The organism is Allobosea sp. OK403 (assembly GCF_900113835.1).
GTDB lineage: Bacteria > Pseudomonadota > Alphaproteobacteria > Rhizobiales > Beijerinckiaceae > Allobosea.
Genome location: NZ_FOQV01000002.1, coordinates 865,588 through 879,058 on the forward strand (window position 1 = coordinate 865,588; position 13,471 = coordinate 879,058).

Sequence of the window (13,471 nt, forward strand, 5' to 3'; positions counted from 1 at the left end):
CCGAGATGTCGCAGCAACGCCCGCCCTTGCCACCTTTCACGGCCGAGACCGCCGCCCAGAAGGCCCGCATGGCCGAGGACGCCTGGAACTCGCTCGACCCGCAGCGCGTCTCCCTTGCCTATACTCAGGACAGCCGCTGGCGAAACCGGGCCGAGTTCTTCTCGGGCCGCGAGGCGATCGTCGCCTTCCTCGAGCGCAAATGGGCCAAGGAGATCGAGTACCGCCTGATCAAGGAGGTCTGGGCTTTCCACAACGACCGCATCGCCGTGCGCTTCGCCTATGAGCACCATGACGATGCCGGAAACTGGTTCCGTTCGCATGGCAATGAGCAATGGGAGTTCGATGCGAACGGCCTGATGCGCCGGCGCGAGGCCAGCATCAACGACGTGCCGATCGAGGAGAGCGACCGCAAGTTCCTCTGGGAGGGGCGGATCAGGCCGACGGATCATCCAGGGCTGACAGGGTTGGGATTGTAAGACCTCTTCGCCTTTCTCCTAAGCGTTGTTGTTAGTTTCGCTTAGTACTATCGTTGCTGAATGAAACATCAGGCCATGCGAACTTTGACCATTTCGCTGTCACGACAGCAGGTCGAGCGCGTTCAGGGCGCGGTCGAATCCGGGGACTACGCGTCCAACAGCGAGGTCATTCGGGAAGCCTTGCGGCTCTGGGAGCGGCAGGAAGAGCTGCGCTCGCTCGACATCGCCAGATTGAAGCAGGCCTATGAGGAAGGCCTGGCCAGCGGGCCAGGCCGTAAGCTCGATGTCGAAGCCTTGCTCACGGGCTTCAAGGCCAAGGCGGCCGGACGTAGCCGAGGCTGAGTACTCCCCTCGCGCAGAGCAAGACCTGGAAGACATCTGGTTCGCGATCGCGGCGGACAACGTGACCGCAGCCGACGGTGTTATCCGCCGCATCGTTGCGAAGATTGCGCTGGCCGCCGAGCAACCCGGTATCGGCGCGCCGCGGCCGGAACTCAGTCAGACCTCACGCATCCTGATCGAAGGACGCTATGTCGCGATCTACGAGCCTCAAGCAAACGGTGTGCTGGTGCTCGCCGTCATCCACGGCATGCGGGAACCCGGCACCTGGCTCTGAAACGGAGCTCTGTGCATAGCCCCTGCTCCTGTCACCGCCCTGTCATCTGCGCTGGCTAGCTGATCATCCCGTTCGAAAGCGCGACCCCGGACGGCCCTCGGCCGCTCCGGGCGATGTCGCGCTTGGCCGACGAACGGAATTCGGCATGCTTCGGATCGAAGGCCTGACCAAACGCTTCGGCGACAAGAACGCCGTCGACAACGTCACGCTGTCCATCCCAAAGGGCGAGATGGTCGGCGTTATCGGGCGCTCCGGCGCCGGCAAGTCGACGCTGCTGCGCATGCTCAACCGCCTCGCCGACGCGACCAGCGGCAGTATCGTCTGCGAGGAGCGGAATATAACTGCGCTCAAGGGCGCGAGCCTTCGCGCCTGGCGCCGCGACACGGCGATGATCTTCCAGCAGTTCAATCTCGTCGGCCGTCTCGACGTGCTGACCAATGTCCTGCTTGGCCGGCTGAACCATCGCTCCGCCGCCCTGACCCTGATCAAGAGCTTCTCGCAGGATGACAAGATCCGCGCCATTGCTGCGCTCGAGCGGCTTGATATGGGCCATCTGCTTGCCCAGCGCGCCGAGACCCTGTCGGGCGGACAGCAGCAGCGCGTCGCCATCGCGCGTGCCCTTGTCCAGGAGCCCAAGGTCATCCTCGCCGACGAGCCGATCGCCTCGCTCGATCCGCGCAACACCCAAGTCGTGATGGATGCGCTGTTCCGCATCAATCGCGAAGACGGCATCACCGTCATCTGCAATCTGCACCATCTCGACATCGCCTCGAAATATTGTGACCGCCTGATCGGCATGGCGGCCGGCAAGGTCGTCTTCGACGGCCCGCCCCACGCCCTGACCACCGAGATCGCGGCCGAGCTCTACGGCATCGAAGCCAAGGATGCCGGCGCCGAAGCGCTCGATGCGCTCGAAGCCATCGCGGCTTCCGAGGCCCAGCGCGCCAAGCAGAACGTCGCCTGACCGGGCCAACCCGGTCGGGAACGCCCGCCCAGAAAACGCAACGAAACGACAGCAACAGGAGCTCACCATGCTGACCCGTCGTCATACGCTCACCCTCGCGACCGCGGCCTTCGCCGCCTCGCTCGCGGCGCCTGCCTTCGCCCAGGATTGGAAGGCGAAATATCCCGAGATCATCTTCGCCATCATCCCGGCCGAGAACGCGTCCGGCGTCGTCGAGCGCTACACCCCCTTCGTCAACTATCTCGCCAAGGAGCTCGGCACCAAGGTCACGCTGCGCATCGCCAGCGACTATGCCGCCCTGATCGAGGGCCAGCGCGCCGGCAACATCCATATCGGCATGTACGGCCCCTCCTCCTTCGCCCGCGCCCTGATGACCGGCGCCAAGATCGACGCCTTCGCGATCGAGACCAATCTCGACGGCACCAAGGGCTACTACTCGGTCTTCTACGTGAAGAAGGATTCGCCCTATCAGAAGATCGAGGATCTGAAGGGCAAGAATCTCGGCCTGGTCGACCCGAACTCGACCTCGGGCAACAACGTGCCGCGCTTTGCGCTCGACGGCATGAAGATCGAGCCTGAGACCTATTTCTCCAAGGTCGTCTATACCGGCAGCCATGAGAACGCCGTGATCGCGCTCGGCCAGGGCACTGTCGACGTCGCCGCCAACTGGTGGAACGACGAGCAGGAATCCAACCTCCTGCGCATGGCCCGCAAGAACATGGTCAAGGCTGAGGATTTCCGAATCATCTATAAGTCCGCGCAGATCGTGAACTCGCCGATGGCCTATCTCTCGGACCTGCCTGAGCCGCTCAAGGCCTCGATCCGCGACGCGGTGCTGAACCTCGCCACCAAGGACAAGGTCGCTTTCGACAAGATCTATGAGGGCAAGCAGGGCCCGCTCGTCGCGGTCGACAACAAGGCCTACGACCCGATCATCGAGCTGAACAAGTTCGTCGACGCGCTCCGCAAGAAGAAGTCCTCGTAAGCTTTGGCTTTGCCGGAAAAGGCGCGGGGAACCCTCTCCCGGAGGGAGAGGGCAGGGTGAGGGGTCGGCCGCTTGACGCCTTGGCCATAACCTCACCGCAGCCCGCTGCCATGTCGGCGCTCCACTACTCCAACGGCCGACACCTCACCCCTGCCCCTCTCCTTACAGGAGAGGGGTTCCCCGCGCCCAACCCGGCAACGGATTCGCAATTTCCATGACCCTCGCGATCGACCGCAACGACCCTGCGATCAGCGGCCATGCCGAGAGCTATCGCCGCGCCATGTCGGCGAAGCGCCGGCAGACGCTGATCGGCGCTGTGATCTTCCTCGTCTGCGTCTGGCTCGCCGCCATCGGCTCGGAGGTCGACCCCGGCAAATTCATCGAGAACGCCTGGCGCTTCCCGAAATACATCCTTGAGACTATGCCGACCTTGCACTTCGCGACGCTCGGTGCCGACATGGCCGAATGGTTCTGGGGCATCAAGGGCTGGCTCAAGCTGCTCTGGCAGACCATTCTGATCGCCTATACCGGCACGATCCTGGGTGCGCTCGGCGGCTTCCTGCTCTGCTTCGTCGCCGCCGCCAATCTCGGCAAATCGCGTGTCCTGCGCTTCGCCACGCGGCGTTTCCTTGAATTCTCCCGCACCGTCCCCGAGATCGTCTTCGCGCTGATCTTCGTCATCGCCTTCGGCCTGGGACCGTTGCCCGGCATGCTCGCCATCGCGATCCACACCATGGGCGCCATGGGCAAGCTCTTCTCCGAAGTGGTCGAGAACATCGACATGAAGCCGGTCGACGGCATGACCGCGACAGGCGCCGGCTGGTGGCAGATCATCCGCTTTGCCGTGGTGCCGCAAGTCCTCTCCAATTTCGCCAGCTATTCGCTGCTGCGCTTCGAGATCAATGTCCGCGGCGCCTCGATCATGGGCTTCGTCGGCGCCGGTGGCATCGGTCAGGACCTGATCGAGGCGATCCGGAAATTCTATTTCACCGACATCAGCGCGATCCTGCTCATGATCATCGCCACCGTGATGCTGATCGACTACGGCACCGAGCGCCTGCGCCACGCCCTTCTCAGCCTGGAGCATGGCCGATGACGCTTGCCCTCCCCGCCGACGACCGCACCGCGCTCATCGCCCGCCACAAGGCCGCGATCGACGGTTCGCTCAAGACCAGGATCGTCACGATCGCGATCGTCGCCGGGCTGCTAGGCCTGTTCCTCTACGGATTGACGACACTCGAGGTCTCGCTCTGGAAGATCCTGCATGGTCTCGGCAATCTCGGCACCTTCGTCGCCTTGATGCTGCCGCCCGATCCCGGCTCGTTCGGGCGGGCGCTGCTCTTCGTCAAGGCCTTGTTCGAAACCATCGCGATCGCCTTCCTCGGCACGATCCTGGCTGCGATCTTCGCCTTTCCACTCGGCTTCATCGCCGCCAAGAATGTCGTCGCCAACCGCGCCGTGCATTTCCTGGCGCGGCGCTCGCTCGATACCGTTCGCGGCGTCGATGCGCTGATCTGGGCGCTGATCTGGGTCAATGTCGTGGGTCTGGGCCCCTTCGCCGGCATGCTCGCAATCATGACCAGCGATCTCGGCGCCTTCGGCAAGCTCTACTCCGAGGCGATCGAATCGGCCGACCGCAAGCCGGTCGAGGGCGTGACCTCGCTTGGCGGCAGCAAGCTCCACGAGATCCGTTTCGGCCTGATCCCGCAGGTGCTGCCGGTGATCGCGAGCCAGGTGCTCTACTATATCGAATCCAACACCCGCTCCTCGACCATCATCGGCATCGTCGGCGCCGGCGGCATCGGGCTTTATCTGGCCGAGACCATCCGCACGCTGGAATGGCAGCAGGTCTCCTTCCTGATCCTGCTGATCCTGGCGGCCGTGACTGCGATCGACTTCCTCTCCAGCAAACTGCGCTTCGCGATCATCGGGCAACGGGCGGTGTGAGGGCTTTTTCCTCCGCTCGCGAGAGAAGGTAGCTCCATCCGAAAACCAGCAAGCGCGGGAGCCCTCTCCTGTAAGGAGAGGGCTGGGTGAGGTGTCGGCCGTTTGACGCTTTGGCCGTGGCCTCACCGCTGCTCCATCGTCATTGCGAGCGCAGCGAAGCAATCCGGGAGGCCTCGCTCTACGTCCCCTGGATTGCTTCGCTGCGTTCGCAATGACGGCAAGGTGTCGCGCAACCGGTCCAGCAGCCGCAGCCCTCACTCCTTGAACGGCTCGACCACCATCTCCATGCGCTCGCCGGCAAAGACGCTGTTGACCAGATGGATCGGCGTCAGGTCCGGCAGGGCGTCGGTCGCGGCCGAGACCATCACGGCGGCGCCGGGCGCGATCTCGAGCAAGAGCGCCTCGCGCTCACTGGCAAGCCGCGCGGTCAAGCGGGTCGAAAGGCGCACATAATCGTCGATACCAACGGCCTTGAACGCCGCCGTCATCGAGGCGCTTGCCTCACGGAAAACGCGGTCGAAATCCGGGAAGCGCTCGACCGAGAGCCAATGCGTGCCTGTTCCCATCGGCGTCCCATCGGCACGGCTGAGGCCTTCGATCCGCCACAGCGGCGCCCCCACCTCCAGGCCGAGTTGCGCACAGGTCTCGGCGTCGCCGGTCTCCATCGCCGTCGACAGCGTCTCGCTTGAGCCGACGATGCCGAGCTTGCCGAAATTGGTGCGCATGCTGACCCGCCGGCCGATCGGATAGGGCACGCGCCGCGCGCTGACCTGGGTGCCGCGCCCGCGCGAGACCGTGACCAGCCCCTGCTCGGCCAGATGGCGGAAGGCCTGGCGCACGGTGTGGCGATGCACGCCATAGCGCTCAGCCAGCACAACCGAGGCCGGTAGCGTATCCCCGACGGCGTAATCGCCGCGGCCGATCGCGGTTTCGAGCTCACCAGCGATGCGGCGCCACGCCGTGCCGTGCTCATCGGCGGCCTCGCTGACGTCCGGTGCAGCGCGCGTCATCAAAATTTCATCCAAAATGTATAGACCTTTCCCGGCGACTAGCCTATCATAGTCTAGACATTAGCGGGTGACCAGACGGCACATGATGATGACCGATACAGATCCGGGCAAGACGGCGGCGTGCGAGACGACCGCGCGGCAACGCTGGCTGGCGATCCTCGCCCGCGCCTCGCGCGGCGAGATCGAGACATTGGTTGGAGCCGCGCTGCCGGCCCATGAAATCCTCAAGGCGCCCGAGACCGGCACGGTGATGGTCGAGGGTCGGGCTGGCGGCGCCGGGCGACGCTTCAACCTCGGCGAGGCGACGGTGACGCGCTGCGTCGTCAGGCTGGAGAACGGCGCGATGGGTTTCTCCTATGCGCTCGGCCGCGACGGCCGCAAGGCGCGCCTCGCCGCGATCCTCGACGCCAGATTGCAGAGCGAGGATGCCGATGGCGCGCTTCTCGCCGGCGTGGCGCAACTCGCAGCGACACAGGCCGCGGCGCGCGACCTCGCCTCGTGCAAGGCTGCCACCACCAAGGTCGATTTCTTCACTCTGGTCAGGGGCGCGTGATGCAGACCGAAAACCTGATCGCAGCCGGCTTCACCGATCCGGTCTTCCAGTCGCAGGCCGCCTTTCGCGCCGTGCTCGCAGCGCTCTCCGAGCCCGGCACGGTGCAGACGGTGTCCGGAGCGATCCTGCCGCCGGACGGGCTTTGCGCCGCGACCGCGACCGCCTTGCTGACATTGGCCGATTACGAGACGCCGATCTTCCTGCCGCAACAGCTGCGCGACGGCCCGGCCGGCGCCTGGCTGCGCTTCCATTGCGGCGCGGCGATCCTGGACGCTCCCGCTGGGGCGGCCTTCGCGGTCATCGACAGCGCGAGCGCGACCCCGCCGCTCGCCGCCTTCGATCTCGGTCACGACCAGTTCCCCGATCGGTCCGCGACGGTGCTCGTGCAATGCACCGCGCTCACCGGCGGCGAGAGCGTGACCCTGAGCGGCCCCGGCATTGCCGGTAATCGCAGCATCGCCCCGCAGGGCTTGCGCCCCGGCTTCTGGGCCGAGGTCGCGGCCAATGCCGAGCTCTACCCGCTCGGCGTCGATCTCATCCTCACCTGCGGCAACGCCCTGATCGGCCTGCCGCGCACCACGCAGATCGAGGAGACGGCCTGATGCCCCACCGGGAGGTCTACTAATGTATGTCGCGGTCAAAGGCGGCGAGGCCGCGATCCTCGCCACGCATGATCTGGTCGCGGAAGCGCGACGCGGCAATGAGTCGGTGCCGGAACTCAAGGTCGCGCAGATCCGTGAGCAGCAGGGCCTTGCTTGCGCCCGCGTCATGAACGAGGGCTCCCTCTACGACCTCGACCTTGCGGCGCTGGCGCTGAAACAGGCGCAGGGCGACGCGATCGAGGCCGCCTTCCTGATGCGGGCCTATCGCACGACGCTGCCGCGCTTCGGCTCCTCCGAGCCGGTCGATACCGCGCAGATGGCGATCCGGCGGCGGATCTCGGCGACCTATAAGGACCTGCCAGGCGGGCAGGTGCTCGGACCGACCTATGACTACACGCACCGGCTGTTCGATTTCGCGCTGATGGATGAGGGGCAGTCGGCAATAGGCAGTCGGCAGTCGAAGACAGTCGAGCAACCCGACTGCCGACTGCCCACTGCCGACTGCCTAGACTCCCACATGCCACGCGTCCCCGACATTCTCGGCGCGGAGGGGTTGATGGAGGCGGAGGCGCCGCCTGAGGGCGATCCGCGCCCCTTTGACCTCACCCGCGAACCGGTCTCCTTCCCGGCCGATCGCGATGTCCGCCTGCAGGCGATGGCGCGCGGCGATGAAGGCTTCCTGCTCGGGCTCGGCTACTCCGTGCAGCGCGGCTATGGCGGCAACCACCCCTTCGTCGGCGAGATCAGGGTCGGCGAGGTCTGCGTCGAATTCGTGCCGGAGGAGCTCGGCTTTTCCGTCGATCTCGGCGAGATCACCCTGACCGAGTGCCAGATGGTCAACCAGTTCCAGGGCTCGAAGGACGTCGCGCCGCAATTCACCCGCGGTTACGGGCTCTCCTTCGGCCATTCCGAACGCAAGGCGATGTCGATGTCGCTGGTCGACCGGGCGCTGAAATGCCGCGAATTCGGCGAGGCCGCCAACTACCCCGCCCAGCAGGACGAGTTCGTGCTCTACCACTCCGACAATGTCGAGGCGGCCGGCTTCGTCGAGCATCTCAAGCTGCCGCATTACGTCGATTTCCAGGGCGAGCTCGAACTGATCCGCCGCATCACCCGCGAGCGCGAGCAACGGCTGGCGCGCGAACAGGACACCCTGCCGGAGGCAGCCGAATGAACGCCCATCAGACGCTTCCGGCCGACGATGCAAAGCCGGCTTATAATTATGCCTATCTCGACGAGCAGACCAAGCGGATGATCCGGCGCGCCTTGCTCAAGGCCGTCGCGGTGCCGGGCTACCAGGTGCCGTTCGGCTCGCGCGAAATGCCGTTGGCACGCGGCTGGGGCACCGGCGGCATCCAGGTCACGGCTGCGATCATCGGCCCCGACGACACGCTGAAGGTGATCGACCAGGGCGCCGACGACACCACCAACGCCGTCTCGATCCGGCGCTTCTTCGAACGCACGGCCGATGCTCGCACCACCGAGGCGACGGAGGAGGCGACGATCATCCAGACCCGCCACCGCATCCCGGAGGCGCCGCTCAAGGCCGGCCAGATCATGGTCTATCAGGTGCCTACGCCCGAACCCTTGCGCCGGCTCGAGCCGCGCGAGGCCGAGACGCGCAAGATGCACGCCTGGGCCGAATACGGGCTGATGCAGGTCAAGCTCTACGAGAACATCGCCCGCTTCGGCGAGGTGACCACGACCTATGATTACCCGGTCATGGTCAATGGCCGCTATGTCATGGCGCCCTCGCCGATCCCAAAATTCGACAATCCCAAGATGCACATGTCGCCGGCTTTGCAGCTCTTCGGCGCCGGTCGCGAGAAGCGCATCTACGCCCTGCCGCCGCATACCAGCGTGAAGAGCCTCGACTTCGACGACCACCCCTTCCGTATCCAGAGCTGGAACGAGCCCTGCGGGCTTTGCGGCGCGACCGACAGCTATCTCGACGAGGTCGTCACCGACGACAAGGGCGGGCGCATGTTCGTCTGCTCCGACAGCCACCATTGCGAGACGCGACGGGAAGCCGGCCATCGCGGCGCGATGCTGGCCGACGCCTCGGCGCTGCATCTGGTCGAGGAGGTGAAATCATGAGCCCCCACGCTGTTCCCACCCACTCCCGCCATGGTCGGGCTTGTCCCGACCATCCGCGTCTTCCTTCGTCGAGGCCTGTGTTCAAGACGTGGATGCTCGCCACAAGGGCGAGCATGACGGCGGAGCGCTATAAGCCGAGAGCCAACCCATGACCGTCCACGTTTCTCCCCCCGAGGCGAACCTCGATCCCGAGCCGCTGCTCTCCGTCGCCGGCATCAGCCGCTTCTATGGCGAGCGGATCGGCTGCCAAGACGTCTCCTTCGACCTCTGGCCGGGCGAAGTGCTCGGCATCGTCGGCGAATCCGGCTCGGGCAAGTCGACCTTGCTGCGCTGCCTCGCCGGCATCGACCGGCCCGACGAGGGCGAGGTGCTGTTCCGGGGCTCGGGCCAGCCGCTCGACATCTATTCGGTGGCCGAGCAGGAACGCCGCCGCCTGATGCGCACCGCCTGGGGCATCGTCCACCAGAACCCGCGCGACGGATTGCGCATGGACGTCTCCGCCGGCGGCAATGTCGGCGAGCGCCTGATGGATCGCGGCGACCGGCATTACGGCAAGATCCGCGAACGCGCGCTCGACTGGCTCCAGCGCGTCGAGATCGCCGAGAACCGCATCGACGACCGGCCGCGCCAGTTCTCCGGCGGCATGCAGCAGCGCCTGCAGATCGCCCGCGTGCTGGTCTCCGAACCGCGCCTCGTCTTCATGGACGAGCCGACAGGCGGCCTCGACGTTTCCGTGCAGGCTCGCCTGCTCGACTTGCTTCGCGTCCTGGTGCGCGATCTCGGCCTCGCCGCCATCATCGTCACCCACGACCTGGCGGTCGCACGGCTGCTCACCGACCGGTTGATGGTGATGAAGGACGGCCGCGTCGTCGAGCAGGGCTTGACCGACCAGGTCCTGGACGATCCGCACCACGCCTATACGCAGCTTTTGACTTCGGCGGTGCTGAGTGTGTGACGCCCACCCGTCACACCTTCGTCACCCCGCCCGCACAAGGCACTGACATCATGACCACGATGATTCACGTCGAGAACGTCGCCAAGCATTTCACCCTGCACAATCAGGGCGGCGTCCGCTTGCCGGTGTTCGACAACGTCAATTTCAGCGTCGCCGCCGGCGAGGCGCTGGTGCTCGCGGGCGCTTCGGGCGCGGGCAAATCCAGCCTGCTGCGCATCCTCTACGGCAATTACCGGCCAAGCGCCGGCCATATCCACATCACCCATGCTGGACGCCAGATCGACATCGTCTCAGCCGTACCGCGCACCGTGCTCGACATCCGCCGCCGCACGCTCGGCTTCGTCTCGCAGTTCCTGCGCGTGATCCCGCGCATCTCAGCGCTCGACATCGTGCGCGATCCGCTGCTCGCCCGTGGCGTCGACGCCGTGGAGGCCGGCGAGCGGGCCAAGGCCATGCTGGCCAGGCTCAACCTGCCCGAGCGGCTCTGGAACTTGGCGCCGGCGACCTTCTCCGGTGGTGAGCAGCAGCGCGTCAACATTGCCCGCTCCTTCGTCGATCCCTCGCCGATTCTCCTGATCGACGAGCCGACCGCCTCGCTCGACGCTGCCAATCGCGACGTCGTGGTCGCGCTGATCGCGGAAGCCCGTGCTAAAGGCTCCGCCATCGTCGGCATCTTCCATGATGAGGCGGTGCGCGAGGCCGTCGCCACGCGCTATCTCGACATCACCGATTTCAGAAAGGCCGCCTGATGCAAACCGTTCTCACCAATGCCAGACTGATCCTCGAGAACGATGTCGTCTCCGGCTCGATCGTCTTCGACGAGCGCGGCATCACATCGGTCGATCAGGGCAAGTCGTCCTTGCCTGGCGCCATCGACGTGAACGGCGACTATGTCGCGCCGGGTCTCGTCGAGATGCACACCGACAACGTGGAAAAGCACTTCATGCCCCGGCCGAAGGTGTTCTGGCCAAACGGGCTCGCGGCCGCCCTCGTCCATGACGCGCAGATGGCGGCGGCAGGCGTCACCACCGTCTATGACGCGATCTGCGCCGGCACGCCCTTCTCGGCCAAGGACTACCGCAAGGACATCTTCGCCGATGTGATGAAGGCGCTGGCCGAGGGCCGCCGCGAAAACGTCTTCCGCATCGACCACCGCATCCATATGCGCTGTGAACTGACGAGCCCCGATCTCCTCAAGGACATCGAGCCCTATCAGGACGACGAACTCGTCCAGCTCGTCTCATTGATGGACCACACGCCCGGCCAGCGCCAATGGCGCAACATCGAGCACCTAAAGACCTACGCGATGGGCAACGGCAAGACCGAGGCCGAGTTCGAGGCCGATGTCGTTGTCCGCCAGTCGGAAGGCGCCGCGAATGTCTCGCGCAACTGGAGCGCCGTCGTCGAGATGTTCGGCTCGCGCGGCATCCCGATCGCGACCCATGACGACACCACGCTGGAGCATGTCGAGGCCGGCATCGCGTCGGGCGCCGTGATCTCGGAATTCCCGACCACGATCGAGGCCGCGGAGGCCGCCAAGCAGCGTGGGCTCGCGACCGTCGCTGGCGCGCCCAATGTGGTGCGCGGCGGCTCGCATTCCGGCGGCGTCTCGGTCGCGGAGCTCGCCGAGAAGGGCCTGCTCGATGGGCTCTCCTCCGACTATGTCCCGGCGAGCCTGCTCCAGGCCGTGCTCAAGCTCCACGCCAGCCATGGCATCACCTTGCCGCAAGCCATGGGCATGGTGACCTGGAAGGTCGCCGACATCCTGGGCCTCAGGGATCGCGGCCATCTCAAGCCCGGTCTGCGCGCCGACCTCGTACGCTTCAAGGTGCTGGGCGAGACGCCGGTGCTCGCCGCCGTCTGGTCGAAGGGCGAGCGGGCATTTTGACCGCGCCGCGCTACGCCCTCTACTACGCCCCCGCCGCCGACAGCACGCTCTGGCGCTTCGGCAGCGCGACGCTTGGCTATGACGCGATCACGGCCGCGGATGCGCCGTTCTCGGTCCCGGCCGGCTGCGACCCGGAAAGCTGGCCGACGCTCACCGCCGAGCCCCGACGCTATGGCTTCCACGCGACGCTGAAGGCCCCGTTCGAACTGGCCCTCGGCCGCCAGGAAGGCCAGTTGCGTGCTTTCACGCATAATTTCGCCTCGGGGCTGGATGCGGTTCCGCTCAAGGGGCTCGGCGTCACCGCGCTCGGCTCCTTCATCGCACTGACGCCATCAGCCGAGAACCGGCCGCTGCAGGATCTCGCTTTCTCCGTCGTCCAGGCCTTCGAGCCCTTCCGCGCCCCGTTGAGCCCGGTCGATCTGGCGCGCCGCCTCAAGAGCCCGCTGACGCCGGCGCACCGGGCCTATCTCGAGGCCTATGGCTACCCTTATGTCGGTGACGCCTTCCGCTTCCACATGACGCTGACCGGCTCGCTGCCTGCCGAGCAGGTCCTGGCCGTCAAGCAGGCGCTGACGCAGGCCTATGCCGACCATGTCCCGCCCGCCCCGATCGCGATCGACCGGATCGCGCTCTTCAAGCAGGACACGCGCGAGAGCCGCTTCCGCCTGCTCGATTCTTTCGTGCTGGGGTGATGGGCACGGCTGGGCAACCCAATTGCGTTGGCCATCCCCCCAGCCCTCATCCTTCGAGACGCCGCTCCGCGGCTCCTCAGGATGAGGGCTCAGGCTGTTCCAGCTGTCATCAGCCCGCGCAGCACCGCGGCGAACTCCGCCGCCGCCTCGGCCACCGTGCGATCGTTCTGGATCGTCACCAGCGTGGCGCTCTGCGTCCGCAAGGGCGCCTCACGGGCGAGCCTGGCTGCGATATCGGCCTCGCTCTCGCGCCCACGCGCGGCGAGCCGTTTCGCCAGCACGGCGTTCGGAGCGGTGATGTTGACGACGGTGGCCCGTCCGGCCAGTCGCTCGGCAACCGGGATGACGCCCCGCGAAATATTGACGATCACGACCTGGCCGCACGCGATGCGGGAGAGTTCGGCGGCGGGAATGCCATAGGCCAAGCCATGCGCCCCCCAATTCAGCGCGATCTCGCCGCGCGCGACGGCCGCCTCGAATTCGGCTTGGGAGCAGCTGTCGTGATCCTCGGCGCCCGCCATCGCCGGCCGCGTGATCAGGCGGCGGGCGAAATGGAACCGGGCATCGCCGGCAAGCGCCGCGCGGGCAGCATCCATCAATGTGTCCTTGCCGGCGCCCGAGGGGCCGACGACGAGGACGAGAGCTCCCGGCGCTGCTGCCGGCATTCCTGAAACGATCTGAGAAGG

At 66.0% G+C, this 13,471-nt stretch carries 17 protein-coding genes; 15 read left to right on the forward strand and 2 right to left on the reverse strand.

Annotation, left to right across the window (positions count from 1 at the left end; genetic code table 11):
- The first annotated feature begins 5 nt into the window (after positions 1-5).
- The 7 genes from BMZ97_RS10030 to phnE (BMZ97_RS10060) all read left to right on the forward strand — a co-directional run bounded on the left by BMZ97_RS10030 (position 6) and on the right by phnE (BMZ97_RS10060) (position 4,988).
- On the forward strand, positions 6-476 hold the full coding sequence (locus BMZ97_RS10030; protein ID WP_092167941.1) for a nuclear transport factor 2 family protein: 471 nt from the start codon (positions 6-8) through the stop codon (positions 474-476).
- A gap of 75 nt (positions 477-551) precedes the next feature.
- Positions 552-818, forward strand: a complete 267-nt coding sequence (locus tag BMZ97_RS10035) for a type II toxin-antitoxin system ParD family antitoxin (protein WP_175525497.1) — start codon at positions 552-554, stop codon at positions 816-818.
- Positions 760-1,092, forward strand: a complete 333-nt coding sequence (locus BMZ97_RS10040) for a type II toxin-antitoxin system RelE/ParE family toxin (RefSeq protein ID WP_092167945.1) — start codon at positions 760-762, stop codon at positions 1,090-1,092. Before BMZ97_RS10035 ends, BMZ97_RS10040 begins: the two co-directional genes overlap by 59 nt.
- Before the next feature lie 145 nt (positions 1,093-1,237).
- Positions 1,238-2,056, forward strand: a complete 819-nt coding sequence (gene phnC, locus BMZ97_RS10045) for a phosphonate ABC transporter ATP-binding protein (RefSeq protein ID WP_092167947.1) — start codon at positions 1,238-1,240, stop codon at positions 2,054-2,056.
- A 67-nt stretch (positions 2,057-2,123) separates the two neighbouring features.
- Positions 2,124-3,041 carry a phosphonate ABC transporter substrate-binding protein gene (gene phnD, locus BMZ97_RS10050; protein ID WP_092167950.1) on the forward strand — a complete coding sequence of 306 codons (918 nt, stop codon included), beginning with the start codon at positions 2,124-2,126 and terminating at the stop codon, positions 3,039-3,041.
- Between the two features lie 214 nt (positions 3,042-3,255).
- Complete coding sequence (gene phnE / locus BMZ97_RS10055) at positions 3,256-4,137, forward strand: phosphonate ABC transporter, permease protein PhnE (RefSeq protein WP_092167952.1); 882 nt, start codon at positions 3,256-3,258, stop codon at positions 4,135-4,137.
- Positions 4,134-4,988 carry a phosphonate ABC transporter, permease protein PhnE gene (phnE, locus tag BMZ97_RS10060; protein WP_092167955.1) on the forward strand — a complete coding sequence of 285 codons (855 nt, stop codon included), beginning with the start codon at positions 4,134-4,136 and terminating at the stop codon, positions 4,986-4,988. Before phnE (BMZ97_RS10055) ends, phnE (BMZ97_RS10060) begins: the two co-directional genes overlap by 4 nt.
- Before the next feature lie 254 nt (positions 4,989-5,242).
- Here phnE (BMZ97_RS10060) and phnF read toward each other — a convergent pair whose 3' ends face one another.
- Positions 5,243-5,998, reverse strand: coding sequence for a phosphonate metabolism transcriptional regulator PhnF (phnF, locus tag BMZ97_RS10065; RefSeq protein ID WP_092167958.1), 756 nt, complete (start codon positions 5,996-5,998; stop codon positions 5,243-5,245).
- Positions 5,999-6,086: 88 nt separating this feature from the next.
- Here phnF and phnG point away from each other — a divergent pair, with 88 nt between their 5' ends.
- The 8 genes from phnG (at position 6,087) to BMZ97_RS10105 (ending at position 12,785) form a co-directional block, all read left to right on the forward strand.
- Positions 6,087-6,551, forward strand: coding sequence for a phosphonate C-P lyase system protein PhnG (gene phnG, locus BMZ97_RS10070; RefSeq protein WP_092168933.1), 465 nt, complete (start codon positions 6,087-6,089; stop codon positions 6,549-6,551).
- Positions 6,551-7,153: a phosphonate C-P lyase system protein PhnH gene (gene phnH / locus BMZ97_RS10075; RefSeq protein WP_092167960.1), complete on the forward strand. Its 603-nt coding sequence runs from the start codon at positions 6,551-6,553 to the stop codon at positions 7,151-7,153. The genes phnG and phnH overlap by 1 nt, the downstream gene beginning before the upstream one ends.
- Positions 7,154-7,175: 22 nt before the next feature.
- On the forward strand, positions 7,176-8,327 hold the full coding sequence (locus tag BMZ97_RS10080; RefSeq protein WP_092167963.1) for a carbon-phosphorus lyase complex subunit: 1,152 nt from the start codon (positions 7,176-7,178) through the stop codon (positions 8,325-8,327).
- A complete protein-coding gene (locus tag BMZ97_RS10085; RefSeq protein WP_092167966.1) occupies positions 8,324-9,250 on the forward strand; it encodes an alpha-D-ribose 1-methylphosphonate 5-phosphate C-P-lyase PhnJ in 927 nt (308 codons plus the stop codon). Before BMZ97_RS10080 ends, BMZ97_RS10085 begins: the two co-directional genes overlap by 4 nt.
- A gap of 148 nt (positions 9,251-9,398) precedes the next feature.
- Positions 9,399-10,205: a phosphonate C-P lyase system protein PhnK gene (gene phnK, locus BMZ97_RS10090; protein WP_092167968.1), complete on the forward strand. Its 807-nt coding sequence runs from the start codon at positions 9,399-9,401 to the stop codon at positions 10,203-10,205.
- Positions 10,206-10,255: 50 nt separating this feature from the next.
- Positions 10,256-10,954, forward strand: coding sequence for a phosphonate C-P lyase system protein PhnL (gene phnL / locus BMZ97_RS10095; RefSeq protein WP_092167971.1), 699 nt, complete (start codon positions 10,256-10,258; stop codon positions 10,952-10,954).
- Positions 10,954-12,093 carry an alpha-D-ribose 1-methylphosphonate 5-triphosphate diphosphatase gene (locus tag BMZ97_RS10100; RefSeq protein ID WP_092167974.1) on the forward strand — a complete coding sequence of 380 codons (1,140 nt, stop codon included), beginning with the start codon at positions 10,954-10,956 and terminating at the stop codon, positions 12,091-12,093. The genes phnL and BMZ97_RS10100 overlap by 1 nt, the downstream gene beginning before the upstream one ends.
- Positions 12,090-12,785, forward strand: a complete 696-nt coding sequence (locus tag BMZ97_RS10105) for a DUF1045 domain-containing protein (protein ID WP_175525498.1) — start codon at positions 12,090-12,092, stop codon at positions 12,783-12,785. The genes BMZ97_RS10100 and BMZ97_RS10105 overlap by 4 nt, the downstream gene beginning before the upstream one ends.
- Positions 12,786-12,874: 89 nt before the next feature.
- On the opposite strand, the gene phnN is transcribed toward BMZ97_RS10105, so the two are convergent.
- Positions 12,875-13,450, reverse strand: a complete 576-nt coding sequence (gene phnN, locus BMZ97_RS10110) for a phosphonate metabolism protein/1,5-bisphosphokinase (PRPP-forming) PhnN (protein ID WP_092167979.1) — start codon at positions 13,448-13,450, stop codon at positions 12,875-12,877.
- Positions 13,451-13,471 lie beyond the last annotated feature (21 nt).

Coding starts and splice junctions, on each gene's coding strand:
- BMZ97_RS10030 (WP_092167941.1), top strand. CDS start 6: ATGTCGCAGCAACGCCCGCCCTTGCCACCTTTCACGGCCGAGACCGCC.
- BMZ97_RS10035 (WP_175525497.1), top strand. CDS start 552: ATGCGAACTTTGACCATTTCGCTGTCACGACAGCAGGTCGAGCGCGTT.
- BMZ97_RS10040 (WP_092167945.1), top strand. CDS start 760: ATGTCGAAGCCTTGCTCACGGGCTTCAAGGCCAAGGCGGCCGGACGTA.
- phnC (WP_092167947.1), top strand. CDS start 1,238: ATGCTTCGGATCGAAGGCCTGACCAAACGCTTCGGCGACAAGAACGCC.
- phnD (WP_092167950.1), top strand. CDS start 2,124: ATGCTGACCCGTCGTCATACGCTCACCCTCGCGACCGCGGCCTTCGCC.
- phnE (WP_092167952.1), top strand. CDS start 3,256: ATGACCCTCGCGATCGACCGCAACGACCCTGCGATCAGCGGCCATGCC.
- phnE (WP_092167955.1), top strand. CDS start 4,134: ATGACGCTTGCCCTCCCCGCCGACGACCGCACCGCGCTCATCGCCCGC.
- phnF (WP_092167958.1), bottom strand. CDS start 5,998: ATGACGCGCGCTGCACCGGACGTCAGCGAGGCCGCCGATGAGCACGGC.
- phnG (WP_092168933.1), top strand. CDS start 6,087: ATGACCGATACAGATCCGGGCAAGACGGCGGCGTGCGAGACGACCGCG.
- phnH (WP_092167960.1), top strand. CDS start 6,551: ATGCAGACCGAAAACCTGATCGCAGCCGGCTTCACCGATCCGGTCTTC.
- BMZ97_RS10080 (WP_092167963.1), top strand. CDS start 7,176: ATGTATGTCGCGGTCAAAGGCGGCGAGGCCGCGATCCTCGCCACGCAT.
- BMZ97_RS10085 (WP_092167966.1), top strand. CDS start 8,324: ATGAACGCCCATCAGACGCTTCCGGCCGACGATGCAAAGCCGGCTTAT.
- phnK (WP_092167968.1), top strand. CDS start 9,399: ATGACCGTCCACGTTTCTCCCCCCGAGGCGAACCTCGATCCCGAGCCG.
- phnL (WP_092167971.1), top strand. CDS start 10,256: ATGACCACGATGATTCACGTCGAGAACGTCGCCAAGCATTTCACCCTG.
- BMZ97_RS10100 (WP_092167974.1), top strand. CDS start 10,954: ATGCAAACCGTTCTCACCAATGCCAGACTGATCCTCGAGAACGATGTC.
- phnN (WP_092167979.1), bottom strand. CDS start 13,450: ATGCCGGCAGCAGCGCCGGGAGCTCTCGTCCTCGTCGTCGGCCCCTCG.